The sequence below is a fragment of the Alphaproteobacteria bacterium genome, from assembly GCA_030740435.1.
Lineage (GTDB): Bacteria > Pseudomonadota > Alphaproteobacteria > UBA2966 > UBA2966.
Genome location: JASLXG010000198.1, coordinates 32,262 through 57,386, shown reverse-complemented (window position 1 = coordinate 57,386; position 25,125 = coordinate 32,262). Strand labels below are relative to the sequence as shown.

Below are 25,125 nucleotides of genomic sequence, written 5' to 3'. Positions count from 1 at the left end.
GGGCCCGCCCCCCCCCCCCCCCGGCCCCTCGCCGCCCCCCCCCCCCGCCCCCCCGGGCGCGGGGCGCCGCGGGCGCGCGGGCTTCACACCGCCGTGGCCAGGCGCTCGATGCAGGTGGCCACGACCTCGTCGGGATCGCGTTGCCACCAATCGTGCTGCGAGAAGATCTCGACCTCGCAGAAATCCTCGTAACCCGCCGCTTCGACCCAGGCGCGGATCTTGGGGATGTCGATGACGCCGTCGCCCATCATGCCGCGGTCGAGCAAAAGATCGCGCGTCGGCACCAACCAGTCGCAGACGTGGAAGGCCAAAATACGTTCCCCGGCCCCTGCCCGGGCGATCTGGCGCTCCAGATCCGGGTCCCACCAAAGATGGTAGACATCGACGGCGACGCCGACACCGGGGCCGAGTTGGTCGCAAAGGTCATTGGCCTGGCCCAGCGTGTTCACGCAGGCCCGGTCGGCGGCGTACATGGGGTGCAGGGGCTCGATGGCCAGCGGCACGCCGGCCTGGCGGGCATAGGGCAAAAGCTCGGCCAGGCCGTCGTCGACCTCGGCCCGGGCGCCGGCCAGGTCCTTCGAGCCCGGCGCCAGGCCGCCCACCACCAGAATCAGGCAACGCGCGCCGATGGCCGCGGCCTCGTCGACGGCGCGCCGGTTGTCCTCGAGCGCCGCCTGCCGGCCGGCTGCGTCGGTGGCCGGGAACATGCCGCCGCGGCAGAGCCCGGTGACGGTCAAGCCTGATTCGGATAGCCGCCGGGCCGCGTTCCCCAGCCCCATTTCCGCCAGCTTGTCGCGCCAAACCGAAATCGCCGGCACGCCCCCTCGGGCATAGCCCTCGATGGCCTGGGCCAGCGACCAGGGCATGGTCGTGGCTTGGTTGATGCTCAGGCGCTGGCGGTTCGGACCTATGATTTTCCGACCTCCGGTTCATATTTCACGAAGGAGCGCACCACCGGCAACGTCGCGATTGGCTTTTCCCGGTGTTTGCGCCACTCGAATGCCCTGTACTGCCTGATGAACTCCTCGGCCGCCGCGATGTGCTCGTTTTCCGAAGCAAAAGGGTATGGGATCGTAAGGCGTATCACCGTCGACACCAAGCGCTGCGACCGGCAGCAGCCATTTCATGGCCCCTCTTCGACCCTGTCGTGTGCCGGGAAATCCATCGCCGGGACCGGGCACGGCGCCCGGCTTGCCGTCGACTTGCCGACGGCCTCGCCTTCCGCCGAATCGTCCGGCATCCTGTTCGGCTGGCATTTCACGTAGGGGCGCATCACCAGCGCCAGCAGATCACCCGATGGGCGGTGGTCGCGCCACTCGAAGGCCGGGTATTGCCTGACGAATTCCTGGGCCGCCGCGATGCATTGCTTTTCGCAGGCATAAGGTCTGGGCTCGTAGCGCGCGCCATCGTCGCTACCAAGCAAGACGATCAGGAGCAGCCATTCCATGTCCATCGCGCCCTACCCGAGATGCAATCATTCGCCGAAACCGTGCAGCACAAAATAGCGCTTCATGCGAACGCATGCCAGGTCGGGATCGGCCAGCAGCCCGGCCCGGTCGGCAAGACGAAAAAGCTCGGCCAGATGCAGCAACGATCGCGCCGATTGCTGGCCGCCAAGCATGGCGAAATGGTCCTGGTGGCCGTTGAGGTAGGCCATGAAGACGACGCCGGTTTTGTAAAAACGCGTGGGCGCCTGGAAGATGTGGCGCGACAGCGGCACGGTAGGCGCCAGGATCTCGTCGTAACGCCCCCGGTCGCCGGCCGCCAGCGCCGCCAGCGCGGCCGAGGCGGCCGGGGCGATGGCGTCGAAAATGCCAAGGAGGGCATCGCTCGAGCCCTGGTCGTCGCCGGCGATGAGGGCGGCAAAATTGAAATCATCGCCGGTGTACATGCGCACGCCCTCGGGCAGGCGCCGGCGCATGGCGATTTCCTTAACGTCGTCGAGCAGCGAGACCTTGATGCCGTCGATCTTGGTGGCGTGCTCGGCCATCACCTCGAGGCAGACAGCCATGGCCCGATCGATATCGTCGTGCCCCCAATAGCCGGCCAGGGCGGAATCGAACATCTCGCCCAGCCAGTGGATCAGCACGGGCTCGCGAACCTGGCCCAGGATGCGGCCCAGGACCTTGGCATAGTCGTCGGGGCCGCGGGCTGCGGCGGCCAGGGCCCGGCTGGCCATGAGAATGATCCGCCCGCCGGCCGCCTCGACGGCGGCGCACTGTTGTTCGTAAGCCGCGATTACGTCGTCGAGGGTGACGCCGGGCGCTGGCGCGAGGTGGTCGGTACCGGCGCCCGAGGCCAGCAGCGCCCCCGGCGGCGCTTGCGCCACGCTTCGCTTGATCAGCTCGAGCGCGCTCGGCCAATCGAGCCCCATGCCGCGCTGGGCCGTGTCCATGGCCTCGGCCACGCCCAAGCCGAGGTCCCAAAGGTAACGGCGATAGGCCAGCGTGGCCTCCCAGTCGAGCGCCGCCCCGAGCCAGGGGTCGACCTCCGCCAGGGGATCGGCGACGACGTGCACGGCGGCGTAGGCGACGCGGTTGAAAGGGGCGTCAGGCCGGGGAAAGTCACCAGGCGTCCCGGTGAGGTAACTCTCGATGCCACCATCGGCCAGCGGCAGATCTATCGTCGGCAAGCCTGCGTCTCCTACGTCTCCAGCTCGGGCACCTCGAGCCAGCGGCGTTCCTCCCAGCTCTGCAGGGCGAGCTCGGCCAACTGCACGCCCTTGGCGCCCTCATGGAGGTCCCAGGGGAAGCGCTGGTCGCCGTAGAGGTGGCGGATAAAAAGCTCCCATTCGGCCTTGAAGGCGTTCTCGTAGCTCTCCGGCTCCGGCACCTCGGGCCAGCCGGCGAAAAAATCTATCGGCTGGTCGATGTCGGGGTTCCACACCGGTTTGGGCGTGGCGGCGCGCGACTGCATGCGGCAGTGCCTGAGCCCGGCCACGGCCGAGCCCTCGGTGCCGTCGACCTGCAGCGTCAGCAGATCGTCGCGGCGCACGCGCACGCACCAGGAGCTGTTGAAGTGGGCGATGGCACCACCCTCGAGCTCGAAGGTGGCGTAGGCCGCGTCATCGGTATCGACGTCGTAAGCCTCGCCCTGTTCGTCCCAGCGCCTGGGCACGTGGGTGGCGCCCAGGCAGCTCACCCGCCTGACCCCACCAAAGAGGCCATCCAGCAGATAGCGCCAGTGGCACAGCATGTCATGGATGATGCCGCCGCCCTGGTCCTTGCGATAGTTCCACGAGGGCCGCTGGGCGGCCTGGTCGTCGCCTTCGAAGACCCAATAGCCGAACTCGCCGCGCACCGAGAGAATGCGTCCGAAGAAGCCCTCGTCGATCAGGCCCTTGAGCTTGAGCATCCCGGGCAGCCAGAGCTTGTCCTGGACGACGCCGTGGCGGATGCCGGCGTCCTCGGCCAGGCGGTAAACGTCGAGGGCTTCCTCGAGCGTCGCGGCGCTGGGTTTTTCGCAGTAGACGTCCTTGCCGGCGAGGATGGCGGCGCGCAGGTTGTCGGCCCGCCGGGGCGTCGTCACGGCGTCGAAATAAAGCGTATCCTGGGGGTTGGCCAGGGCGATCTCGAGGTTGCTGGTGCAGCGCTCGATGCCGTGTGCAACGGCCAGGGCCTCGAGCTTGTCGAGGTCGCGGCCCACCAGTATGGGGTCGGGCATGATGCGCCGGCCGTCGTCGAGCGTCACGCCGCCCGCCTCGCGCATCGCCAGGATCGAGCGCACCAGGTGCTGGTTGCTGCCCATGCGCCCGGTGACGCCGTTCATGATGATACCCAGGCGGTGTTCGCTCATAGCTCACTCCATGCCGAAGAGGCGATAGACCCGGCGGGTGTAGTCCCCAAAGGCTTCGTGGGTCCTGAGATCGAGCGTCCGCGGGTGCGGCAATTCGATCTCGATGAGGTCGGCCATGCGCGCCGGACCGGCCGTCAGCACCACTACGCGCGTGCCCAGAAAGACGGCCTCGGGGATGCCGTGGGTGACGAAGACGATGGTCTTGCCGGCGCGCTGCCAGATGCGCAGCAACTCTAGGTTCATGCGCTCGCGCGTCATGGCGTCGAGCGCCCCGAAGGGCTCGTCCATGAGGATCAATTTGGGATCGTGGACCAGCGATCGGGCAATGGCGGCGCGCTGCTGCATGCCGCCGGAAAGCTCGTGGGGATAGCTTTGGGCGAACTCCGCCAGCCCCACCATGTCCAGGAGATCAAGGGCTCGCTCGCGGCTTTCGCGCATGGAGAGGCCGAGGATCTCGGCCGGCAACAGCACGTTGTCGACAATGCTGCGCCATTTCAGCAACAGCGCTTGTTGGAAGACCATGCCGATATCGCGGGCCGGATCGAAGTCGCCGCCGTTGCCGCCGATGCGCACGCTGCCGCCGTCGGGCTGGTAAAGCCCGGCCAGGATCTTCAACAGCGTCGTCTTGCCACAGCCCGAGGGCCCGACCAGCGACACCAGCTCGCCCTCGAAAACGTCGAAGGTGGCGTCCGAGACGGCGACGAACTCCTGGCCCCGGGTGGGAAATACCTTGCGCACCCCGGAGAGCTGGATGAAGGGCTGGCGGGAGGTGCTCTGCACGGCCTACTCGACCCGCGCGTCCTGCACCACGAACAGGCGCTCCAGCAGCAGCACCAGACCGTAGAGCACGACGCCCACCAGGGTGATCATCAGCACCGCCATGAACATGGCGGCGGTATCCAGCGTCACCTGGACCTGCATCATGAGGTAGCCCAGCCCCTCCTCCGAGGCGATGAATTCGCCGACGATGGCCCCGGCCACGGCCAGCACCACCGCCACCTTCATGCCCGAGAAGACATAGGGCAGCGAGCCCGGCAGTTGGATCTTGGTGAAGATCTGCCAGCGCGAGCCCCTGAGCGAGCGCACCAGGTCGATGAGGTCGGGCTCGACCTCCCTCAGCCCCCGGGCCGTGGTGATCAGCACCGGCAGGAAGCAGATGGAAAAGGTGATGATGATGTTGGGGCCGAGACCATAGGAGAACCAGACGATGAAAAGCGGCCCCAGCGCCACCTTGGGGATCATGTTGAGGCTGACGATCAAGGGCATGAACAGCCGGTCCACTTTGGGCGACCATGAAAACAAGAGCGCCAGCCCCACCCCCACCGCCACCGCCAGCAGATAGCCGCCGAAGACCTCGCCGGCGGTGATCATGGTGTTGTGCAGCCAGTTGTAGTCTTCGCCCAGCGACATCAAAGTGTCGGCCGGCGTCGGCATGACGAACTCCGGCACCTCCCAGATCACCACGAAGAGGTACCAGACCAGCACCACCCCGAGATGGATGGCGACGATCAGGACGTAGCGCCGGAGGTTTTCGGAGAGCTTTTCCATGCGGCCGGCGACTTTAGAGGGTTTGGCCAGGCGAGGCCAGCCAGCGTTCCAGGTTGGCGGCCACGAAGTCGTCGTCATTGAGGTGCGGATAGGCCGCCAGCACGCGGTCGATCTCGGCCGCCTGGCCAGGGCTCAGGCCCTCGTCCGCATCGAGGCACCAGGTGCCGGCCAGCAAGCCCTGGCGCCTGAGCACCTCGTGGCAGCCGGCGATGCAGCCGCGGAAATCGTTGGCCACGTCGAAAAAGGCGGCGTTGCAGTCGGTGACCTGGCTGTCCAGCGCCAGGAGTTCGGGATCCAGCGGCCCGGCGGCAACGGCGGCCTGGGCGCGTTCGAGCAAACGCACGGCGTTTTGTACCCAGACGCTCCAATGGCCCAGCAGACCGCCCCGGATGCGCACCTCGACCTCGCGGCCCTGGTGCCTGAGGCGGAAAGGCGCCAACAGGTCGAGCACGATGCGGTCGTCGTTGCCGGTGTACAGCGTAATGCGATCCTGCGCCTCGGCCTCGATCACCCCGCGCACCACGTCCAGCGTGCGGTAGCGGTTGAAGGGCGCGATCTTGATGGCCACGACGTTGTCGATGGCGGCGAAGCGGCGCCAGAACGAGGGCGCCAACAGCACGCCCCCCACCGCCGGCTGGAGATAGAACCCGACCAGCGGGATCTCCTCGGCGACGCGGGCGCAATGGGCCACGATCTCGTCCTCGCCGGCGCCCCGCCAGGCCGCCAGGCTCAAGAGGCCGGCCTGGTAGCCCAGCGCCACGGCCGTCCGAGCCTCATCTACCGCCTGGTCGGTAAGCCCAACCAGGCCGGCCACCAGAAACAGCGGCCGGCGGCACCAATCCGCCGCCGTTTCGGCCGCCAACTCCAGCACCGGTTCATAAAGCCCGCGCTCACGGATCTCGAACTGCGTGGTATGAACGCCCACCGCCAGGCCGCCGGCCCCGGCATCGAGATAATAGCGGCTGAGCGCCCGCTGGCGCCGGGTATCGAGGTCGCGGCCGGCATCGAGCGCCAGGGGATGGGCCGGAATCACGGCGCCCCGGCGCAACAGGGCCAGGCTCTCGGGATCAAGGTCGGTGCGATGGAGCGGCATGGCGTGGCGAATATACTAAATAGCCGCCGAGCGGCAAAAAAACCCCGCCACCATGGCGAGGCATGGTGGCGGGGCTGCGTCATTTAGGAGGGAGTGACGCATGAAACTCCTTGGCCTCAAAAAACCCCGTCGCGCACCTCGTAGTGGCAGGGCTTGTTCCAGCTCGGCTTGTCGCCCGACACCCAGTCGGCGATCCAGGTCACCATGCGTTCCAGCGGCACCATGGGATAGCCGAAGAGGTCGGCGGAGTGGCCGGCGTTGACCAGGCAGCAGGTCTCGGCCTCGGCTCCCGTGAACTTGGGCTCCTTGCCCAGGCGGCGACCGAAGGAATGGGCCAGGGCCCGGATGCTGATGGTCTCGGGGCCCGAGACGATCAGCGGCGTGGCCGGGCTGGTGCAGTGGCGCAGCGTGCGCACGATCTGCGAATTGGCATCGCCCTGCCAGATCACGTTGACGCTGCCGGTGGTGATGTCGATGGCCTCGCCACGGAAGACCTGGCCGGCGACCTCGTGCAGCACGCCGTAGCGCATGTCGATGGAGTAGGCCAGGCGGATGTTGCGCACTGGGTTGCCGTTGGTGCGGGAATAGTATTCGAAGGTGCGTTCGCGGCCGACGCAGGAGTTGGCGTATTCGCCCGATGTGGCATAGGGCGGGTCGCCCTCGACCGAGCCCTGGTGGTGGACGTTGGAGTAGGGGTAGACCAGGATGGTCGAGAAGGCGACGATGCGGCTCTCGGGAAAAGCCTCGCCGACCAGCCCCGGCACGAAGGTGTTCATGGCCCAGGTGAAGGATTCGGCGCCTTCGGTGCCGAACTTCTTGCCCGCCATGTAGATGATGTTGGGCAGTTTGGGGATGGCCGCCACTTCATCGCGCTGCAAAAGATCGCAGGCCTGCGTCTCGACACCCCAGGACGCCATCTTCTGCTCCAGGCCCGGCTCGCTGAAGCGCGAGACGCCAAGAACCCTTTTGTCGGGCGCCGCGCGCTTGACCATGCGGGCCAGCGTCACCCCCATCTTGCCGCCGCAGCCCAGCACGGCGATGTCGCCGTCCAGTTCCGCCAGGTCGTCGATCAGGGCCTGCGAGGGCGTCGACATGAAATCTTCGAGATGGTCCTCGTCGGCAAAGCTCTCGGGGAACATGGCAGGATGCAGAACGGCCTCGCTGGCTGCCATCTTCAGTCCCCGGTGCCGGTGGCCCGCAAGACCTCATCGCCTTCGCCCAGCCAGCGTTCCAGGTTGGCGGCCACGAAGGCGTCGTCGCCCAACTCAGGGTAGCTGGCCAGCACGCGGTCGATTTCCGCGAGCTGGCCGGGCGCCAGCACCTCGTCCGGGTTAAGGCAAAGCGTGGTCTCCAGCAGGCCCTGGCGGCGCAGCACCTCGGCCACGCCGGGGACGCAGGAGGCGAACTCGTGGGGCGCGTCGTAGATGCCGCCGTTGGCCTCGGTGACCATGGCGTCCAGGGCCAGAACCTCGGGATCGATGGCGCCGCTATCGACCGCGGTGTGGATGCGGGCCAGCATCTCGACGGCGCTTTTGGTCCAGAAGGCCCAGTGGCCCAGCAGACCGCCGCGGATGCGCACGGTGACGGATTCGTTGCCCCGCTTCAGCGTGAAGGGCGTGAGCAAATCGGCGACGATGTGGTCGTCGTTGCCGGTATAGAGCGCGATGCGATCTTCGGCACCCGCCTCGACCACGCCGCGCACCACGTCGAGCGTGCCGTAGCGGTCGAAGGGCGCGATCTTGATGGCGATGACGTTGTCGATTTCGGCGAAACGGCGCCAGAAATCGGCCGACAAGGGAATACCGCCGCATTCGGTCAGCAGGTAGAAGCCAAACAGCGGGATTTCCTCGGCCACCCTCTTGCAGTGCTCGATGATCTCGGGCTCCGGCACGTCCTTCCAGGCGGCCAGGCTGAGCAGCCCGGCGTGGTAGCCCAGCCGCACCGCCGAGCGGGCCTCGCCCACCGCCTGTTCGCTGCGGCCGGTGAGGCCGGCGACCATCAGCACCGGCCGCTGGGCCCAGTCCGCCACGGTCTCGGCGGCGCAGCCCAGCACGGGCTCATAGAGCCGGTGGTCGCGGATGGCGAACTGGGTGGTGTGGACGCCGACGGCCAGGCCGCCGACGCCGGCATCGAGGTAGTAGCGGCTGAGCGCTCTCTGGCGGCGGAAGTCGACCTGGCGTTCGGCGTCGAGCGCCAGGGGATGGGCCGGAATGACGCAGCCTTGCCACAACACCTCCATGACCTCGGCGGGAATATCCGATTTGTGCTGGCCCATGACGATGTCCTCCTGCTGAAAGGCAAAGCTTTTTTTCGCAGCGATGCCGATAATCGCCAAAAGCGGACAGGAGTCAATGGGGAAGTAACTGCTTAGTTACTATCGCCCGAGCGCAGCGAAACGAGCACCAGTTCAACGACGTGGTGGCGCTGGCTTTCGATCATCGCCGGATCCTCCAGGTCGCGGCCGAAAACGGCCGAGAGGGTGTGGATGTTGGAGAAATAGAAATACGCCAGACTGGCGATTGAGATGTATAGGTTCACCGGGTCGATGCCGGTGCGGAAGATGCCGCTACGCTCGCCGCGCAGCAGCAGCGCCGCGATCATGTCGATCAGCGGCGAATAGAGCTCACGGATGCGGGTCGAATTCTGCAAGTGCCGCCCGCCGTGCAGGTTGGCGCTGTTGAGCAGCGCCACCAAATGGCGATTCTCCAGCACGTAGGTAAAAGTGTAGTCGACCAGCTTGCGCATGGCCTCGACGGGATCCAAATCGGCCACCGTGAGGCTCGCGTCATATTGCCGGAAGGCCTCGTAGACGTGAATCAGGACGGCGCTGAAGAGCTCGTCCTTGTTGCCGAAGTAGTGATAGATCATGCGCTTGTTGACGTCGGCGCGGTTGGCGATGGCATCGACGCGGGCACCGCCCAGGCCCTTTTGCGAGAACTCCACCAGGGCCGCCTTGAGGATCTGCTGGCGGGTTTTTTCGGGCTGGCGCCGTGAGCCGGCCCTGCCGCCGCCGCGTCGCCCCGGTATCTTGTTGACAGCCTGCATGCGGCGGCCTATACGTTGTTATGTAACCGAATGGTTACTCCAAATAGAAGATGTACCGGGCGGCGTCAACGGGTAAGCTGAGCAAACGGATCCGGAAACATCTTGGGAGGGGGAACATGGCTTATCTGCTGAGGAGCGCAGCGGCGGCTGCGGTCGTTTTTGCGTTTGCGGCCGGCTCGGCCGGCAGCGCCGGCGCGGCCACCGAGGTCAACTTCATTCTCAACTGGATCGCCGGTGGCGACCACGCGCCCTACTACTATGCCCAGAGCCAGGGCTGGTACGCCAAGGCCGGCATCGATCTCAACATCGAGCAGGGCAAGGGCTCGGGCTTCTCGGCCCAGCGCACCGGCATCGGCAAATCCCAGATCGGTCTCGCCGACATGCCGCCGGTCTTCGCCGCCATCGCCAAGGGCGGCAAGATGGTGGCCGTCTACAACGTCTACGCCAACTCGCCCTACGGCTTTTATTGGCTCAAATCGAAGGGCATCTCGGGGCCCAAGGATTTCGCCGGGCGCAAGATCGGCAACCCGCCCTGGGACGCGGCCCGCCAGATGTGGCCGGCCTTCGCCACCAACGTCGGCATCGGCGTGAAATCGGTAACCTGGGTCAACATCAAGCCCAACGCCAAGCTGGCGGCGCTGCTTTCGGGCTCGATCGACGTCACCACGTCCTTTTACAACATCCACCACATCTTCCAGGCCAAGCTGGGCGCCGACATGGGTTACGTCTCGGGCAAGGCCCACGGCGTCAACCCCTACGGCAACTCGATCATCGCCAACGGCAAATTCCTGGCCGGCAACCGGGCCGCCGTGGCCGCCTTCGTCAAGGTGACGCAGAAGGCCTTCCACGCCTGCGCCACCAACGCGGCGCCCTGCATCCAGGCCCTGGTGAAGGCCAACAAGGGCCTGAAAGCCGCCAACGAGACCGCCAACTGGGGTCTGGTCAAGGAGCTCATGACCGACGAAATCTCGACCGGCGTGGGGCTCGGCTACATGGACCCCGGCCGTATGGCCAAGTCCTACGAGATCTTCAAGTCCTACCTGGCCAAGCCCTTCGACGTGACCCAGCACTACTCGAACGAATTCATCGACAAGAGCGTCAAGCTGCCCAAGTAGGGCGCCAACGTTGTTCTAGGTTGGCCCTCCCCCCCCGGGCTGACCGGCCGGCCGCCTCCGGGTGGCCGGTTTTTTTTGGGCGGCCCACGGGTGCCGATTCGTTTAGCTCAACCAGCTCCGGGCCAGCGATCAGAAACTAGAAACTGGGGTCGGAGTGGGTTTCTAGAAACTGGGGTCGGAGTGGGTTTCTGGACGAAACTGAGTCCCGAAAAACGGAGACCTAGCTAGCCCAGCTCCGGGCCGGCGATGGCATATTGGCGGTGGGCGTCGTCGTAGGGCTCGGCGCGGCCCATGATCATGCGGGTGTAGGGGCGCTGGGGGGCGAAGCCCGCCGCGCCGAGCCAAGCGCTGAAGCCGGCGTGGCGGTCGCCCACATCGAGGTAGACGGGGCCCTCGAGGCCCTCGAGGGCGGCGGCGGCCAGGGCGCAGGCGATGGTCCGATCAGGGGCCGCCAGCGGCCCGATCTGGGTCGCCTCGCGGCCCTCGCGGGCCAGCACGTAGCCAGTGACAGGGTCACTAGTGACAGGGTCGCTGACCCCACCGTGCGCCTCGGCCAGGAAGGCGCGGCCGGGCTGGCGGGCGAAGAGGTGCCTGAGCACCTGGCCCCGGTCGGCGCCGAAGAGCTTGCGGTCGAAGGCCGCCACCGCGTCGAGATCGGCCACTGTCATGGCGCGGATCGGGCCTTGGGAGCCTGCCGCTGCCACCACCCCGGCCACCGCCTCGGCCCGCATGCGGGTCAGGCTGTAGACGTCTGCGAATCCCAGCGGCCGGTAGACCAGACTGCCGGCCGGCGTGGCGTCGAGGCCGGGTACCAGGCCGTGGGATTGGGCATCGATGATGCAGGTGCGCAAGAGTTCGGTGGCGATACCGCGGCGCTGCCAGTCCTTGGTTACCAGCACCATGGCGATCCAGGCGAACGGCGGATAGGGCAGCACGACAGCCGAAGCTAAAAGCCGGCCGCGCCGGCGGCCGTGCCGGCGGCGGCCGAAGCCGTGGCCGAAATCCAGCATCAGGGCCCAGTCGTCGACCGTCTGGTTCCAGCCGGCCTCGGCCGACAGCGCCACCGCCTCGGCGGCGTCGGCGGTTGTCAGCCGCACCTCGGATAACTTAGTACGTTCCGTCACGGGCCTCGAAGTGGGTTGGTTTGTCGAGCGTCGGCAACTCGCGGCCCAGCCAGTCGGCAACCCAGGAGGTCATGCGCTCGAGCGAAATCGCGGGATAGCCGAATAGGCCACTGGCTTTGCCAGTGTTGACCAGCCAGGCGCTGGGCGCCTCGTGGCCGACGATGTCGGCGGGTTTTTGCAGGAGATCCGCGAAACGCCGCGCCAGCGCCCGGATGCTGATGGTCTCGGGGCCCGAGACGTTGAGGGGCTGGGGCGGGCTCGTGCAGTGGCGCAAGACCCGCAGCACCTGGCTGTTGGCATCGCCCTGCCAGATCACGTTGACATGCCCCATGCCCACGTCGATGGGGATGCCGCCACGGACCTTCAGCGCCACGTCGTGGAGCACGCCATAGCGCATGTCGATGGCGTAGTTGAGGCGGATGATGCGGCCCGGCGTGCCGTGGATCCGGGAGAAATACTCGAACGTGCGCTCGCGGCCGACGCAGGAGTTGGCGTATTCGCCGGCCGGCGCCATGGGCCCGTCGTCTTCGCGCGAGCCCTGGTGCAGCACGTCCGTGTAGGGATAAACGCAGCCGGTGGAGAAGGCGACGATGCGCGATCCGGCGAAAACCTCGGCGACGATTCCCGGCACCAGCACGTTCATGGCCCAGGTCATCTCCTCGGCGCCCGAGGTGCCGAACTTGCGCCCGGCCATGAAGATGACGTTTTCGAGCTTGGGCAAGGCGGCCACGGCCTGGCGGTCGAGCAGATCGCAGGCGACGGTCTCGATGCCCTGGCTTTCCAGGCGCTCGCGCAGCCCGGGCTCGCTAAAGCGGGCGACGCCGACGACGCGCTTATCGGGCGCCGCGCGCCTGGCCAGGCGGGCCAGCGTCGGCCCCATCTTGCCGCCGACGCCCAGAATCAAAATATCGCCATCCAGCGCCCCCAAGTCGTCGACCAGGGCCGCGGACGGCCGGGTCATGACCTCTTCCAGGTGCTCGATGTCTTTGAACCCCGAGGGCAGGCCGGCCAGGTCGAGCAGGATGGTTTCGCTCATTGCGGCCGCATGTCGCCCGCATCGATGCCGGCCACCACCACCGGCGCCTTCATGGCGTCGCGGCGGAAGGGCTCGCCGAGTTCCTGGTTGAGCAGGACCTCGATAAAGGTCGTCGTGCCGCCCTGTTGCGCCATGCAGGCCTCTTGCAGCGCCGCCGTGAGATCGCCTGACGTCGTCACCTGCACCCCTTTCAGGCCACAGGCCTCGGCGATCTTGGCGTAGCTCACGTCGAGATTGAGCTCGGTGCCGACGAAATTGTTGTCGTACCAGAGGATCGAGTTGCGCTTCTCGGCCCCCCATTGGTAGTTGCGGAACACCACCATGGTGACGGCCGGCCAATCGTCGCGCCCGCACGAGGTCATTTCGTTCATCGAGATTCCGAAGGCGCCGTCGCCGGCGAAGCCCACCACGGGCACCTCGGGGCAGCCGATCTTGGCCCCCAGGATGGCCGGGAAACCATAGCCACAGGGCCCGAAGAGGCCGGGCGGAAGGTATTTCCGCCCTTCCTCGAACGTGGGATATGCATTGCCGATGGCGCAGTTGTTGCCGATGTCGCTGGAGATGATGGCGTTTTCGGGAAGGCCGGCCTGGATGGCACGCCAGGCCTGGCGGGACGACATCAGGTCGGCATCGCGCTCGCGGGCATCGGCGTTCCAGGTGGTGCCGGGATCGTCGTCCTCGTGGTCCATGGAGCTCAGTGTCTGCAGCCAGGCCGATTTGCTCTGATGGATGAGCGCCTGGCGTTCCTCGCGCCCCTTGTCGCCGGCGCTCGGTGCGAGGCCCGCCAACAACTGCTCGGCCACCAGTTTGGCGTCGCCGCAAATGCCTACGCTTACTTTCTTGGTCAGGCCGATGCGGTCGGAATTGATGTCGACCTGGATGATGCTGGCCTCGGTGGGCCAGTAGTCCAGGCCATAGCAGGGCAGCGTCGAGAAGGGATTGAGCCTGGTGCCCAGGGCCAGGACCACGTCGGCCTTGGCGATCAGTTCCATGGCCGCGCGGGAGCCGTTGTAGCCCAGCGGGCCGACCGCCAGGGGGTGGCTGCCGGGGAAGCTGTCGTTATGCTGGTAGCCGCTGGCCACCGGTGCATCCAGCCTCTCGGCCAAAGCCTGGCAGGCCGGGATAGCATCGCCGAGAACCACGCCGGCACCTGACAGAATCACCGGGAACTTGGCGTCCGACAACAGCTGTGCCGCCTGGGCCAGAGCCGCGGCCCCGCCGGCCGGGCGTTCGATGCGCACGATCTGGGGCAGCTCGATGTCGATCTCCTGGGTCCAGAGATCACGCGGCACGTTGATCTGGGCCGGGGCCGAGCCCCGCAATGCCTTCTCGATCACCCGGTTGAGAACCTCCGCCATGCGCGAGGCATCGCGCACCTCTTCCTGGTAGCAGACCATGTCCTTGAAGACGGCCATCTGCTCGACTTCCTGAAAGCCGCCCTGGCCGATGGTCTTGTTGGCGGCCTGGGGCGTCACCAGCAGCATCGGCGTGTGGTTCCAGTAGGCGGTCTTGATGGGCGTCACGAAGTTGGTGATGCCGGGCCCGTTCTGGGCGATGGCCATGGCGATCTTGCCGCTGGCACGGGTGTAGCCGTCACAGATCATGCCGCCGTTGGTCTCGTGCGCCACGTCCCAGAATTTGATGCCGGCCTTGGGGAAGAGATCGGAAATCGGCATGAAGGCCGAGCCGATGATGCCGAACGCATGCTCGATGCCATGCATCTGCAAGACTTTCACGAAGGCTTCCTCGGTCGTCATCCGGGTCATGGGATTTCTCCTGGGGTGGGGGCAACGAGTGTAGCCCAACGGTGGCCCCGGGAGAGCCCGGCCGTTAGAACCAGTTGGCCCCAATTGGCCGGTCCAAGACGGGCTAGCCCGCGTTCCTTATTCCGTCAAGCCGGCTCCGGCCAGGCCGGCGAACTGAACCATGAAGGTGGACAGTATGGGAATCAGGGCCACGATCACCCAAACTGCCAGCAGCGACAACAGATAGGGTATGACTCGGCGGACGATCCTGAAATAGGGCAGGCCGGTAATCCCCGAGGCCACGTATAGGTTCAAGCCATAGGGCGGCGTGATGAAGCCGATGGCGTCGCCGATCAGGAAAATCACCGCGAAATGGAAGGGGTCGACCCCGATGGTGGCGGCGATGGGCGCCAAGATAGGCGCCAGGATGATGGTATTGGGCACCGATTCCAGCAGCGTCCCGGCCAGCAGGATCATGCCCATCATGGCGAACAGGATGGGGTAGTAGCCGCCCAATTGTTGCAGCGCGCCCTCGAGGAAGGCCTTGGCGCCCATGACCGAGAGAATCTCCTGCATGACGATGGAAACTGCGACCAGCGGCATCAGGATGCCGACGATGATGGCGGAGCGGAAAAAGATCTTGTGCAGGTTGCGCCACTTGGTCTCGCGGGTCAGGAAGAGGCCGGCAAGAAGACAGTAGACAGCCGTCACCGCCGAGGCCTCGGTCGGCGAGCAGATGCCGCTGTAGATGCCATAGAGCACAACGACAATGGCCATGCCGCCGATGGCGGCCCCGGGAAAGGTTTTGAAAAGCAGCGTCCAGCGAAAGCGGGCAATGTGGCCATAGCCGTGCTTGCGGCTGACCAGGTGGCAGGCCAACATCATGGCGACCACCATCATGATCCCCGGGATGATGCCGGCCAGGAACAATTCGGATATCGGCAGGCTGATCAAATAGCCGTAGACGATAAACAGGATGCTGGGCGGGATGATGATGCCGACGGTGCCGCCGGCCGCGGCGGTGGCGGCCGAGAAGTGTTTTTCGTAGTTGTTCTCGACCATGGCGGGATAGGTGATCGAGCCGATGGTGGCCGTGGTCGCCGAGTTCGAGCCGCTGATGGCGGCGAACATGCCGGCCGCGCCGATCGAGGCCATGCCCAGCCCGCCGCGCAACCAGCCGAGCAGGGCGATGGCGAAATCCGACATGCGCCTGGCGATGCCGCCGGCACTGATGAGATCTCCGGTCAGGATAAACAGCGGCGCCGCCAACAGGGCGTAGCTGTTGAGGCTTTCGAACATGGTGCCGCCCAGGTTGGCCAAGGAAAATTCGAAGACCAAATGCATGCCCACGACCCACAGGCCAATGACCAGCAGGATCGGCGTGCCCAGGGCGAAGAACACCATGGCCAGAAAACTGATCAATAATGTCAGCATGATCCGCCCCCTCAATCGCTGATCGCCAGGGTGCCGCGCACCTGGGGCGGTTTGCCGGCGCGGAAATCGCGCACGTCGTCGATGACGTTCTGGGCAACGCGAAACAGCAGCAGCCCCCAGCCCAGGGGCGTGGCGCTGTAGAAAATCCAGCTCGGCAGGTCGTCGGTGCCCGGGACAATGGATTCGATGTTGTAGTGCAGCGCGGCAAGGTCGTAGGACCAGTAGATCACCACCAGGCCGAAAACCAGATAAAGCGCGTAATCGCTCTGGATCAGGACGAACTGCCAAAACGGCGCCAAACGGTCACGAATTTCGCCGAAACAGAGATGCGTGCGAATGCGCACGCAATAGGCGGCGCCGATCCAGGTCAGCCAGAGAAACAGGTAGGACGGAATGGTCGTGCTCCAGGGCGCCTGCAGCTTGAAGACGTAGCGCCGAAACACTTCGACGGCGACGATTCCGGCACAGACAGCGAAGGCGCTGACCAGGATCGTTTTCTCGAGATTCTGGTCCAGCCAGCGCAAGGCATTCCTGACGCTTGTCGGCATGATCCCGTTCCCTTCGTAGGCGGTTGATCGATTTCCACAACGAGCCTAACGGCCGCCGCGTCCGGCACCGGCTCAAGGCGTCAAATCAGCCCGCCGCCATCTTCAAAACGACTCGGGAGGGCGCCCTGGGGCGCCCTCCCTTTCCGCCATAGTGCCTAGGCTGATTTCCACCAACGACGGGGCTCGACATCGATGGCCCGCTTGTCCTTGGGATATTCGCGGACCACCGGCAACATCTCCTTGTAGACATCGTAGCCGCCCAATTTGTTGAGCTTCTCGTGCCATTTGTTGTATTCGGGCCGGGTCGGACTGGCGATCTCCTCGGCTTCCTTGAGGGCGGCGTCCGAGAAGAAGTTCATCACCGTGCCGGCCTTGCCGAAAATGCTGTCCGGCGAGGGATGCGGGGTTTCGCCGGAGATCGTCACGAGACCGGCTTCGTTATTGTACATGACCCTCGCCTGGGCCTGGTAGCCGGCTTCCATGACCTCTTCCGCGAGGCGGCTGCCGAGCTTGTCCAGGGTCTGCACCCGGATCGCCGAATGCTCGGTGCCGGGAATGAACTTCAGACCCACGTACTGCGACACCACCGGTGCCATGTTGAAGGCGGTGCAGGCCGAGGTCCAGGTCTCCATGCCGTCGATCAGGCCCGACTTCATGGCGTCCAGGGTCTCGACCCAGGCCACCGGCACCGGGTTCAGCTTCATCAGCTGCATGGCGATGCGGCCCAATTGGGTATTGGTCACCCGGTTCTTGGTGCCGGCCAGCATGCCGATGTTGGTGATCGGCGGCTTGTCCTTCCACTTCATGCCCATAAAAAGCTGACGCATTTCACAGAGCGACCACAGCGTTTCGAGTTTGTATTTCTCGCGATAGACCTTGCGGAACAGTTGCTCCGATTTCGGGTTGAAGAGGAAGTGATAGATCTGACCCGCCGACTGGAACATGTAGGGAAAATCCAAGGCGTTCAGCCAGGGCACGATGCCCGAGGCGTTCTGCGTCGAGGAGGTGCCGATGTCGAGCACGCCCTGCATGGTTTTCTGAATGCAGACCGGCTCGGCGCAGACCGAATTTCCGGGCAGAATCTCGACCCGGATCTCACCGTCGGTCCGTTCCTCGAGATCCTGGCAGAATTCCCAGATTCCGGCGCGCTGCACTTTGGTATGCTCCCAGCGGAACACGGAGCCCTGTTTCAGGACATGCTTGGCCTTGGTGGCGAATTTCTTCTGGTACTTCGTGTTGGCGGTCTGGGCCAGGGCTTCGGCCGAGAACATCCCACCCATGGCCGCGGCGGCGGCATAGGTCGCCGTCATGCCGTATTGCGAACTGATGCGCATGAAATCGCGCCGAGATACCCCCGACAGCTTGACCTCAAGATCTTCTGTGGTGTCGAGAACCTCTTCCGAAAGGCGACTTACCTTGGCCGCGGATTCCTTGGTGCTGACGAACTCCGGTATCTTTTTCATGGCATCGGCCCCTTGTTTGTTGGTGTTGTCTTCGTTGCGCGCTCCCCTCGCCAACGAACGCCGACGCTACCGTGTGAGAAAAACCAATCTCAACCGCAAGTAAAATGACGTCAGCGATACCCATCAGATTAGGTGTTGCCTTGCCGAACGTCCAACGGAATTTGCCCTAGAGATATTGTGGTCTTCCTCGAAGGCCCCGATTGTTGCGGGGACGGCGCCCCTGCTGGCTTGCCAAGTATCCGGCGAAGCGGCAGGATCGAGCTTAAGTGAAAGACCACAAGACTTGTGAAATGAGCGCTGTGGCAAAGCAAACCCGGACGACCCTCGGCAAAAAGCAGGAATCTGTTCGGCCCTACGACACGCTGCGCAGGACGACCTGCTGCGGCTGTCCGGCGGGATGTGGAATCAAGGTTTTCCTGAAGGGCGACGAGATCGTCGATGTTTTCGGCGACGAGGACCACCCCGCCAACAAGGGGTCTTTCTGCCCCAAGGGCCTGCTCGGCCTCTATCACCTGAAGAACCCGCACAGGCTGACCGAACTCGGCATCAGGGAAAGCCCGGACGCGCCGTTCAAGACTGTGGCATGGCCGGAGGCAATCGAGTTCACCGCTCAAGCCCTTCTGCGGCTTGCCGGGAAGCACGGCAAGGAATCGATTTTCGTCTTCGGATCGGAAACGGCGCCCACGGATCACCTGCTGGCGGGCGCCTGGTTCTGTGAGAATTTGGCCATTCCCAACAATCCCTATACATCTTTTCCCAGCCCTTTCGGCGCTAGCGGAAAGATCAGCGAGATGTTCGGCGTTGCCGCGTCGCAGTTGCTGACGAATTCGCCACGGGACTGGTGCAACAGCCGCTGCATCGTGGTTCTTGGCTCCGACCCGGCCGCCTCCGACCCCATCACCTTCGGACCCGTGATCGACGCCCGCGACCGTGGCGCCGCCCTGATCGTCATCGATTCCCGGGAAACCATGACGGCTTCCAAGGCTGACTTGTTCCTGCAGGTCAAACCGGGCAGTCACGCCACGGCGCTCAAGGGTTTGATTCACCTGCTCTATGGCCAGGACGGGATCGACCGGAACTCTCTCGACGACATGGACTTCGGCCGTCTCGAAAGGGAGGTAGCCTTGTTCCCGCCGGACCGCGTGGCCGCCGACTGCTGGCTCGAGGCGCAGCAATTGCTCGAGGCGGCCGGGCTGATCGGGCGCAGCAAACCGTTGCAGGTTCTGGCCGCCGACTGGGGCACGCGGCAATTCCTCTCGGACGAGGAACTGTGCCTGGCCGGGGCGCTGGTCTGCCTGCGGGGGTCACTGGGAATTCCCGGCGGCGGCTTGAACCTGCTGAGCGCCTCGCCGTTTTCGGCGCCGCAAAACACCGCCCCGGGGCGTAGCCTGGAAGAGATTCTTCTCGACCCGGCAACGGCCGTCGGCGCCGCCATCTGCCACGGCAACCCCTACGCCGACCTGGCCGGCGGGCGGCAAACGCGGCAGGCCTTCGAGAAGATTCCCTTCGTCGTGCATCTCTCGTCCTATGCCGACGACACCCGCAAGCGCGCCCAGGTGTCGTTGCCGATGAGTTCCTGGTTCGAGCATTCCGCCCTGGTGGCCACGGGAAACGGCCGCGCCCTGCAATGGTGCAACGCCGTGGCACAAGCGCCGGAGCAATGCCGCTCGGGGCTCGAATTCTGGACCGATCTGGCCGGCGCCTGCGGGCTGGCGGCTGCCCTCCCCTGGCTGGGCGACGACGGCGGCGTCGATGCCCGGGCCGCCGCCGACTTCTTCCTCAAGCGAAACCCCTTGACCCGGGCCGCCTCGGTGGCGGCTCTCGATCCCGAAAAGAACCCGCCGGGCGGCCTCTTGTGGCCCTCCGTCGACGAGGGCGACCTCGACTTCGAGGAGGACCGCTTCGGCCGCGGCGACGTGCGCGGCCGAAACATCCTGTTCCGCCGCCGCCGGGCCTACCCGCTAAGCGACCGGCGCTTCCCGACGCCCACGGGCAAGGTGGGCTATCCGGCCATAGCCGGCCGCGACGCCGACGACGAAGACGACCACATGCCCTTGATGCTGACCACCGGGGTGCTGGTCGATGCCATCCGGGACTTCGGGTTTTTCGTCTCCGACGTGGACCGCGCCACGGCGCCGCCGCCGGTGCGGCTGCATCCGCGAATCGCCAAGCTGCTGGGCATCGGCAGCGGCGAGCCGGTGGTTGTCGAGAACGAAAGAGGTCGCATCAGCGGCACCTCGTGCCCCGACAGCCGCCTCGATCCCCGGGTGGTCTGGTGCCCGCACGGTCTCGACGCCTTCCATCCGCGGTCCCTGTTCGCCAGGGCCGCCGATCCCTTTGCCCGGGTGCTGGTGCGCCGGCCGGAGCAGGACGGGGAAGAGGCGCGCCACCGGCTGATCGAATTCCTCGAGGCCGGAGGAATGCGCCCATGAAGCTCGTATTCGTCGGCCAGCAAATGGGGCAGGAGACCTTCGACCCGGGACTTTGCGATCCTGACGAGCTAGTCATGATGGTCGACCTGGACCGCTGCATCGCCTGCGGCGCCTGCCAATTGGCCTGCCAGTTGGAACACGGCGCCTTCCGGCCCATCCTGGTGGCCGGGGACGACGGCGGTCCGACCTTCGTGCTGCCGCTGGCCTGCCGGCACTGCGAAACCCCGTGCCAGTACCAAGACGACTACAATTTCTGGATCACCTGTCCTTCCAGCCGCCAGCGCTGGACTGGCAAGGCCTGGTGCGACAGCTGTGCCGGCCGCCTGGAACAGGGACTGTGGCCGGCCTGCGCCACCCGTTGCACCATGAAGACGATCTTCTTCGGGCGCCCGTCCGACATCGCCTTCGCCCTCAACGAGAAACGCCTGCGCGAGATGGGAGATGTCGAGATCAAGCCCTTCGAGCGCTGATGGGCGCTTCCCGCCCACCTCCCTGGGCGCCGCGGCCTATCGCCAGGCCGTGGCCTCGGGCGATCTGGTGGCGGCCCGGGTGCGGGTCAAGGAGACGGATATCCTGGTCTCGGCGATGGTCGATCTGGACCAGCGCGCCGACACCCTGGTGCGGCGCTACCGGGCGCGAATCGAGCAATACATCGCCGGCCATCCGAATTTCGCCAGGGCCCTGGTTCCCCTGGAGCGCGATGCGGCGGCGCCTGACATCGTCGGCGCCATGATCGCCGCCGGTGCCCAGGCCGGCGTCGGACCGATGGCGGCCGTGGCCGGGGCCATCGCCGAATTCGTCGGCCGCGAGCTCGGGCCTCGGAGCCGTGACGTCATCGTCGAGAACGGTGGGGATATCTTCGTCCGCTCCCTGGCCCCGAGGCAGATGCTGCTGCTGGCCGAGGACTCGGAATTCGAGGGCATGCGCATCGCCCTGCCGCCATCACCCGAGGCCCTTGGCATAGGCACCTCGTCGGGAACCACGGGCCCCTCGCTGAGTTTTGGCCGGGCCGACGCGGTGATGGCGGTGGCGCCCTCGGCGGCGCTGGCCGATGCCGCCGCCACCGCCGTCGCCAACGTCGTCCAAGGGCCGGCCGATCTTGCCGTCGGCGTCGCCCGGGCTCGGCAGATCGGCGTTGACGGCGTCGTCATCGTGGCCGGCGGAAAGCTGGCGGCCTGGGGCCAAATCGAGCTGGCCGGTTGAGCGAGCGCACTGATGTCTTCCCAAACCAAGACCATCGCCGAGATCAACGCCAAGCTGAGGCGCGGCGATGCCGTCGTCATGACGGCCAGCGAATTCAAGAAGGAGGTCAGGAACGGCTACAAGTTCAAGGTCTCGGACGTCGACGTGGTGACCACCGCCACCCGCGCCATCATGTCGGGAACCTCGGCCATGCTGGTCATCCCGGTGGCCGCCGCGGGCGCGTTCGCCCGAGCCCAGCGGATGTGGCTGAACGGCGTCCCCTGTTTTCCCGGCTCCCACCCCGCCGAAGGCACGGGCAAAGTCGATACGGTGATTTTCGGCACCGAGGAGAGCGTCGACTATCCGGGCCGCTACGGCGGCGGCCACCTTTTGCGCGACATCGTCGAGGGCCGGGAAATCGAGGTCGAATGCCTGACCACGGACGACCGGACGATCCTGACATCGTTCACCATCGAGGATCTCGATTTCGCCCGCCTCTACAATTTCCGTAACGACTACCAGAACTACACGGCCTTCGCCAACGTCAACGACCATCCCTCGTATCGCCAAAATCCGAAGTCGATATTCGCCTGCCGGCCGATGCCGCGGCTCAAGGGCATGACGGCGAGCGGCAGCGGCGAGCTCAATCCCCTGGAAAACGACCGCCGTGCCAAGGTCCTCAAGGCGGGCATGAAAATCCTCGTCAACAAGGTGCCGGGAACCCTGATCGGCTATGGCACGCGCAGCACTCCGGGAATGCGGGCGATCTCGCTGGCGGCCGACATGTTCGGCATGGATCCGGAGTTCATGGGCGGTTTCAAGACCAGCTTCGGGGTCGAGGTGACCAACGGCATCGCCGTGCCCTTTCCCATCACCGATGCCGAGGTCATCGCCGACCTGTCGTGGTGCCTGGACGAGAACATCGCCCTCAAGATCGCCGACATCGGCGATCGCATCCCGCTGGTCAACGCCACCTACGCCGATCTCTGGCAAGGCGCCCCCCTGGAGGTCGAGTTCCTGGCCGAGCGCTGCATCCATTGCGCCTTCCAGTGCCCGGCCGAATATTACTGCCCCATGGGAGCGATCTCGTGGCGCCAGAAGGAAATCGACCAGAGCCTGTGCGTCGCCTGCGGTGCCTGTACGGCCAACTGCCTGGGCGGGGCGTTTACCGGCAAGGGGCAGGTGCCCCAGGGAAGCATCGGCGACATCCCGGCCTTCGGGCGCCGGATTCCGGTGCTGTTCCGCCAGTCCAACCGCCGGCGCGCCCAGATCCTCACCGAGTACCTCAAGGAGCTGATGGATGAAGGCGCTTTCCTGCTCAACGATTCTTCCCTGGAAATGAAACACTGGAACCTCTGAGAGCGATGCCTAGCCTGGCCCAAATAGAACGCATTCGCGACGAGGCGGAGAAGTGCGTGGCCTGCGGCCTGTGCCTCCAGGCCTGCCCGGTTTACGCCAGGGAGCCCGATGAGAACTACGTATCGCGAGGGCGCAACCATCTGCTCAAGGAGGTGCTTGACGACCACAACGAACTGATCGCGGGAGTTCGGGATCGTTTCAGCAAATGCCTGCTCTGCCGGCGCTGCACCACGGTTTGCCCGCACGGCATCCGCACCGACGTCGTGACCATGGCGGCGCGGGCCGAGTTGGTGCGCCAGAACGGGCTGCCCATGGTCAAAAGAACCCTTTTCCGCAGGCTGATGAAGGACAAGGAAAGCCTGGCCAAGGCGCTGCGGACGGCGGCGCGCTGGCAATGGATGCTGCCGACGAGCCGCGAAGCGGACGGCAAGATCCATCACCTGCCGTCGGAGGCCGCCGGCAAGATCCGCCATCTGCCCTGGTTCTTCCCGGGCCTGGGCGGGCGGCACTTCCCCGCTATCGCCGGCAAGTTCCTGGGCGAGCAGATCGGCGACATCCATGCGCCCGCGAAGGGCAGCGAGGATCGCCACCTTCGCGTCGCTTTCTTCCCCGGCTGCGCCACCGAGTTCAGCTTCCCGGAAGTGGGCAAGGCCTTGATCGGCGCACTCAACCACCTGGGTGTCGAGGTCGTCTATGCCCAGGATCAGAGCTGCTGCGGCATTCCCCTGCTGGCCGCCGGCGACCTGGAAACAGCGCGCCGCATGGCGCTTCATAACCTCGACGTTTTCGCCGCTCTCGAGGCCGACCTGGTGGTCACCGGATGCGCCACCTGTGGCTCCACCCTCAAGGAAGGCTGGGCCGGCAACCTGGCGCACAGCGACGCCGAGCGCGAGCGCTTCGAAGCCTTCGGCGGCGCCGTGCGCGACATTTCGGAACTGTTGTTGGAGCTGGCCGAATTCAAACCCCTGCCCTTCCGTTCGGCGCTGCCCGAGGGCACCCGGGTGACCTACCACGAACCCTGCCATTTGGCCTTTCACCAGGACGTGCGCCATCAGCCGCGACAAATCCTGCGCCACGTCTTCGGCGAACAATTCATTGAATCGGACGACAACGGCTGTTGCGGTTTCGCCGGCGCCTTCAGCCTGGAGCACCAAGAGCTTTCACGGCAGATCGCCGCGACCAAAGTCCAGTCCATCGCCCGCAGCGAGGCCCATGTCGTCGTCACCGGCTGCCCGGGATGCCTGATCCAGCTTATCGACAACATCGAACGCTTTGGACTCGGCCAACGCGTGGTGCACATCTCGGAGGCCATCACCCCCGACTGGGATTCAGGGGAAAACTGATGCCGGCCGGCGGCAAGGACATCGCCCTGATCAACGCCCGCATCGAGGCCGGCCAGGCCAAGGTGGTGACGGCGGCGGAGCTGGGCCGGAACACATCCCAAGACGTCGACGTCGTCACCATTGCCTACCAGGCGCCGATCTCCGGCTCGTCGGCCATGCTGGTGGTGCCGGTGGCGGAACGGGGGGTGTTCACGCGGGCGGAAAAGATCTGGCTCAACGGCATCCAGGGCTTTCCCGGCCCGGCCCCCAACGAACGCCTGGGCCTGGTCGATACGCTGGTCTTCGCCGACCAGGAAAGCAAGGACCCGGAATCGACATTCAGCGGTTCCGACTTGCTGCTCGAATTGATCGAGGGGAAGAAAATCGAGGTGGAATGCCTGTCCGTGGAAGGAGACACCTACCGATCCGAATTCACCATAGGGCAGCTTCAATTCGCCAGAATGTACGTTTACGATTCCCCTCTCCCCGCTTCCGGGTCGGTGGCGCTTTTCGGCACCATCCGGGCCGGCAGCAGGGTGCTGCTCAACAAGGCCCAGGGCACGGTGATCAGCCGCGGCACGCGGTCCTCGCCCGAACGGCCGTCGCTCTCCCTCACGGCCGAGATGTTCGACATGGATTCCGCCCTGCTCGGCGGCAATGGCGACTTGTGCAACAGCGTGGCGCTGGCGGTTCCGGTTCTCGACCAGGCCATGCTCGCCAGCCTCTTCGGTTGGTGGCAAGGGCAATTTTCAGCGGCCCAGGGCGCGGGCGCGAAATCGGCGCAGATCGAGCTGGCTGAACACCTGATGGAACTGATTATGGCCCAGGAATTCCTCTTGACCGATTCGGACATGAAACTCGAAAAGTAGATGCCGAACAAAACC

Annotated in this window: 24 protein-coding genes; 7 read left to right on the top strand and 17 right to left on the bottom strand. The window is 65.5% G+C overall.

Annotated features, from left to right (window positions below):
• Positions 1-83: 83 nt before the first annotated feature.
• From QGG75_19045 to QGG75_18995, 11 genes are all read right to left on the bottom strand, one after another.
• The gene (locus QGG75_19045) at positions 84-866 is read right to left on the bottom strand and encodes a sugar phosphate isomerase/epimerase family protein (protein MDP6069326.1); all 783 of its coding nucleotides are present in this window, start codon (positions 864-866) and stop codon (positions 84-86) included.
• Between the two features lie 63 nt (positions 867-929).
• Positions 930-1,127, bottom strand: a complete 198-nt coding sequence (locus tag QGG75_19040; protein ID MDP6069325.1) for a hypothetical protein — start codon at positions 1,125-1,127, stop codon at positions 930-932.
• Positions 1,124-1,447, bottom strand: a complete 324-nt coding sequence (locus tag QGG75_19035; protein ID MDP6069324.1) for a hypothetical protein — start codon at positions 1,445-1,447, stop codon at positions 1,124-1,126. Before QGG75_19035 ends, QGG75_19040 begins: the two co-directional genes overlap by 4 nt.
• A gap of 27 nt (positions 1,448-1,474) precedes the next feature.
• Positions 1,475-2,632, bottom strand: coding sequence for a dihydrodipicolinate synthase family protein (locus QGG75_19030; protein MDP6069323.1), 1,158 nt, complete (start codon positions 2,630-2,632; stop codon positions 1,475-1,477).
• Between the two features lie 11 nt (positions 2,633-2,643).
• Positions 2,644-3,795 (bottom strand): Gfo/Idh/MocA family oxidoreductase, encoded by a 1,152-nt coding sequence (locus tag QGG75_19025; protein MDP6069322.1) that lies wholly within the window; start codon positions 3,793-3,795, stop codon positions 2,644-2,646.
• 3 nt (positions 3,796-3,798) lie between these two features.
• A complete protein-coding gene (locus tag QGG75_19020) occupies positions 3,799-4,575 on the bottom strand; it encodes an ABC transporter ATP-binding protein (protein MDP6069321.1) in 777 nt (258 codons plus the stop codon).
• 3 nt (positions 4,576-4,578) lie between these two features.
• On the bottom strand, positions 4,579-5,343 hold the full coding sequence (locus QGG75_19015; protein MDP6069320.1) for an ABC transporter permease: 765 nt from the start codon (positions 5,341-5,343) through the stop codon (positions 4,579-4,581).
• A 13-nt stretch (positions 5,344-5,356) separates the two neighbouring features.
• Positions 5,357-6,436: a dihydrodipicolinate synthase family protein gene (locus QGG75_19010; protein MDP6069319.1), complete on the bottom strand. Its 1,080-nt coding sequence runs from the start codon at positions 6,434-6,436 to the stop codon at positions 5,357-5,359.
• Between the two features lie 116 nt (positions 6,437-6,552).
• The gene (locus QGG75_19005) at positions 6,553-7,575 is read right to left on the bottom strand and encodes an epimerase (GenBank protein MDP6069318.1); all 1,023 of its coding nucleotides are present in this window, start codon (positions 7,573-7,575) and stop codon (positions 6,553-6,555) included.
• Between the two features lie 35 nt (positions 7,576-7,610).
• Complete coding sequence (locus QGG75_19000; protein MDP6069317.1) at positions 7,611-8,711, bottom strand: dihydrodipicolinate synthase family protein; 1,101 nt, start codon at positions 8,709-8,711, stop codon at positions 7,611-7,613.
• Positions 8,712-8,803: 92 nt separating this feature from the next.
• Positions 8,804-9,481 carry a TetR/AcrR family transcriptional regulator gene (locus tag QGG75_18995; GenBank protein MDP6069316.1) on the bottom strand — a complete coding sequence of 226 codons (678 nt, stop codon included), beginning with the start codon at positions 9,479-9,481 and terminating at the stop codon, positions 8,804-8,806.
• Between the two features lie 116 nt (positions 9,482-9,597).
• On the opposite strand from QGG75_18995, the gene QGG75_18990 reads away from it, so the two are divergent.
• The gene (locus tag QGG75_18990; protein MDP6069315.1) at positions 9,598-10,596 is read left to right on the top strand and encodes an ABC transporter substrate-binding protein; all 999 of its coding nucleotides are present in this window, start codon (positions 9,598-9,600) and stop codon (positions 10,594-10,596) included.
• A gap of 224 nt (positions 10,597-10,820) precedes the next feature.
• Here QGG75_18990 and QGG75_18985 read toward each other — a convergent pair whose 3' ends face one another.
• From QGG75_18985 to dctP, 6 genes are all read right to left on the bottom strand, one after another.
• Positions 10,821-11,720, bottom strand: a complete 900-nt coding sequence (locus QGG75_18985) for a GNAT family N-acetyltransferase (GenBank protein ID MDP6069314.1) — start codon at positions 11,718-11,720, stop codon at positions 10,821-10,823.
• A complete protein-coding gene (locus QGG75_18980) occupies positions 11,704-12,756 on the bottom strand; it encodes an NAD(P)-dependent oxidoreductase (GenBank protein MDP6069313.1) in 1,053 nt (350 codons plus the stop codon). The genes QGG75_18985 and QGG75_18980 overlap by 17 nt, the downstream gene beginning before the upstream one ends.
• Positions 12,753-14,522, bottom strand: a complete 1,770-nt coding sequence (xsc, locus tag QGG75_18975) for a sulfoacetaldehyde acetyltransferase (GenBank protein ID MDP6069312.1) — start codon at positions 14,520-14,522, stop codon at positions 12,753-12,755. The genes QGG75_18980 and xsc overlap by 4 nt, the downstream gene beginning before the upstream one ends.
• 117 nt (positions 14,523-14,639) lie before the next feature.
• Positions 14,640-15,935 carry a TRAP transporter large permease gene (locus tag QGG75_18970; protein MDP6069311.1) on the bottom strand — a complete coding sequence of 432 codons (1,296 nt, stop codon included), beginning with the start codon at positions 15,933-15,935 and terminating at the stop codon, positions 14,640-14,642.
• Positions 15,936-15,946: 11 nt separating this feature from the next.
• Entirely contained in the window at positions 15,947-16,483 is a 537-nt protein-coding gene (locus QGG75_18965; protein MDP6069310.1) for a TRAP transporter small permease, read from the bottom strand.
• Positions 16,484-16,638: 155 nt separating this feature from the next.
• The gene (gene dctP / locus QGG75_18960) at positions 16,639-17,946 is read right to left on the bottom strand and encodes a TRAP transporter substrate-binding protein DctP (protein MDP6069309.1); all 1,308 of its coding nucleotides are present in this window, start codon (positions 17,944-17,946) and stop codon (positions 16,639-16,641) included.
• Positions 17,947-18,236: 290 nt separating this feature from the next.
• On the opposite strand from dctP, the gene QGG75_18955 reads away from it, so the two are divergent.
• Genes QGG75_18955 through QGG75_18930 form a run of 6 tightly spaced genes read left to right on the top strand, consistent with a single transcriptional unit; the run spans position 18,237 to position 25,110 of the window.
• The gene (locus QGG75_18955) at positions 18,237-20,378 is read left to right on the top strand and encodes a molybdopterin-dependent oxidoreductase (protein ID MDP6069308.1); all 2,142 of its coding nucleotides are present in this window, start codon (positions 18,237-18,239) and stop codon (positions 20,376-20,378) included.
• Positions 20,375-20,848 (top strand): 4Fe-4S binding protein, encoded by a 474-nt coding sequence (locus tag QGG75_18950; GenBank protein MDP6069307.1) that lies wholly within the window; start codon positions 20,375-20,377, stop codon positions 20,846-20,848. The genes QGG75_18955 and QGG75_18950 overlap by 4 nt, the downstream gene beginning before the upstream one ends.
• Positions 20,820-21,581, top strand: coding sequence for a UPF0280 family protein (locus tag QGG75_18945; GenBank protein MDP6069306.1), 762 nt, complete (start codon positions 20,820-20,822; stop codon positions 21,579-21,581). Before QGG75_18950 ends, QGG75_18945 begins: the two co-directional genes overlap by 29 nt.
• Positions 21,582-21,593: 12 nt before the next feature.
• Positions 21,594-22,919: a methanogenesis marker 16 metalloprotein gene (locus QGG75_18940; GenBank protein ID MDP6069305.1), complete on the top strand. Its 1,326-nt coding sequence runs from the start codon at positions 21,594-21,596 to the stop codon at positions 22,917-22,919.
• Between the two features lie 5 nt (positions 22,920-22,924).
• A complete protein-coding gene (locus tag QGG75_18935) occupies positions 22,925-24,262 on the top strand; it encodes a (Fe-S)-binding protein (protein MDP6069304.1) in 1,338 nt (445 codons plus the stop codon).
• Positions 24,262-25,110: a homocysteine biosynthesis protein gene (locus tag QGG75_18930; GenBank protein ID MDP6069303.1), complete on the top strand. Its 849-nt coding sequence runs from the start codon at positions 24,262-24,264 to the stop codon at positions 25,108-25,110. Before QGG75_18935 ends, QGG75_18930 begins: the two co-directional genes overlap by 1 nt.
• Positions 25,111-25,125 lie beyond the last annotated feature (15 nt).

What these genes read in the sequence shown, in the direction of transcription:
- QGG75_19045 (MDP6069326.1), bottom strand. Translation starts at nt 866, where the DNA reads ATGCCCTGGTCGCTGGCCCAGGCCATCGAGGGCTATGCCCGAGGGGGC.
- QGG75_19040 (MDP6069325.1), bottom strand. Translation starts at nt 1,127, where the DNA reads ATGAAATGGCTGCTGCCGGTCGCAGCGCTTGGTGTCGACGGTGATACG.
- QGG75_19035 (MDP6069324.1), bottom strand. Translation starts at nt 1,447, where the DNA reads ATGGAATGGCTGCTCCTGATCGTCTTGCTTGGTAGCGACGATGGCGCG.
- QGG75_19025 (MDP6069322.1), bottom strand. Translation starts at nt 3,795, where the DNA reads ATGAGCGAACACCGCCTGGGTATCATCATGAACGGCGTCACCGGGCGC.
- QGG75_19015 (MDP6069320.1), bottom strand. Translation starts at nt 5,343, where the DNA reads ATGGAAAAGCTCTCCGAAAACCTCCGGCGCTACGTCCTGATCGTCGCC.
- QGG75_19010 (MDP6069319.1), bottom strand. Translation starts at nt 6,436, where the DNA reads ATGCCGCTCCATCGCACCGACCTTGATCCCGAGAGCCTGGCCCTGTTG.
- QGG75_19005 (MDP6069318.1), bottom strand. Translation starts at nt 7,575, where the DNA reads ATGTTCCCCGAGAGCTTTGCCGACGAGGACCATCTCGAAGATTTCATG.
- QGG75_19000 (MDP6069317.1), bottom strand. Translation starts at nt 8,711, where the DNA reads ATGGGCCAGCACAAATCGGATATTCCCGCCGAGGTCATGGAGGTGTTG.
- QGG75_18995 (MDP6069316.1), bottom strand. Translation starts at nt 9,481, where the DNA reads ATGCAGGCTGTCAACAAGATACCGGGGCGACGCGGCGGCGGCAGGGCC.
- QGG75_18990 (MDP6069315.1), top strand. Translation starts at nt 9,598, where the DNA reads ATGGCTTATCTGCTGAGGAGCGCAGCGGCGGCTGCGGTCGTTTTTGCG.
- QGG75_18980 (MDP6069313.1), bottom strand. Translation starts at nt 12,756, where the DNA reads ATGAGCGAAACCATCCTGCTCGACCTGGCCGGCCTGCCCTCGGGGTTC.
- xsc (MDP6069312.1), bottom strand. Translation starts at nt 14,522, where the DNA reads ATGACCCGGATGACGACCGAGGAAGCCTTCGTGAAAGTCTTGCAGATG.
- QGG75_18970 (MDP6069311.1), bottom strand. Translation starts at nt 15,935, where the DNA reads ATGCTGACATTATTGATCAGTTTTCTGGCCATGGTGTTCTTCGCCCTG.
- QGG75_18965 (MDP6069310.1), bottom strand. Translation starts at nt 16,483, where the DNA reads ATGCCGACAAGCGTCAGGAATGCCTTGCGCTGGCTGGACCAGAATCTC.
- dctP (MDP6069309.1), bottom strand. Translation starts at nt 17,946, where the DNA reads ATGAAAAAGATACCGGAGTTCGTCAGCACCAAGGAATCCGCGGCCAAG.
- QGG75_18955 (MDP6069308.1), top strand. Translation starts at nt 18,237, where the DNA reads ATGAGCGCTGTGGCAAAGCAAACCCGGACGACCCTCGGCAAAAAGCAG.
- QGG75_18950 (MDP6069307.1), top strand. Translation starts at nt 20,375, where the DNA reads ATGAAGCTCGTATTCGTCGGCCAGCAAATGGGGCAGGAGACCTTCGAC.
- QGG75_18945 (MDP6069306.1), top strand. Translation starts at nt 20,820, where the DNA reads ATGTCGAGATCAAGCCCTTCGAGCGCTGATGGGCGCTTCCCGCCCACC.
- QGG75_18940 (MDP6069305.1), top strand. Translation starts at nt 21,594, where the DNA reads ATGTCTTCCCAAACCAAGACCATCGCCGAGATCAACGCCAAGCTGAGG.
- QGG75_18935 (MDP6069304.1), top strand. Translation starts at nt 22,925, where the DNA reads ATGCCTAGCCTGGCCCAAATAGAACGCATTCGCGACGAGGCGGAGAAG.
- QGG75_18930 (MDP6069303.1), top strand. Translation starts at nt 24,262, where the DNA reads ATGCCGGCCGGCGGCAAGGACATCGCCCTGATCAACGCCCGCATCGAG.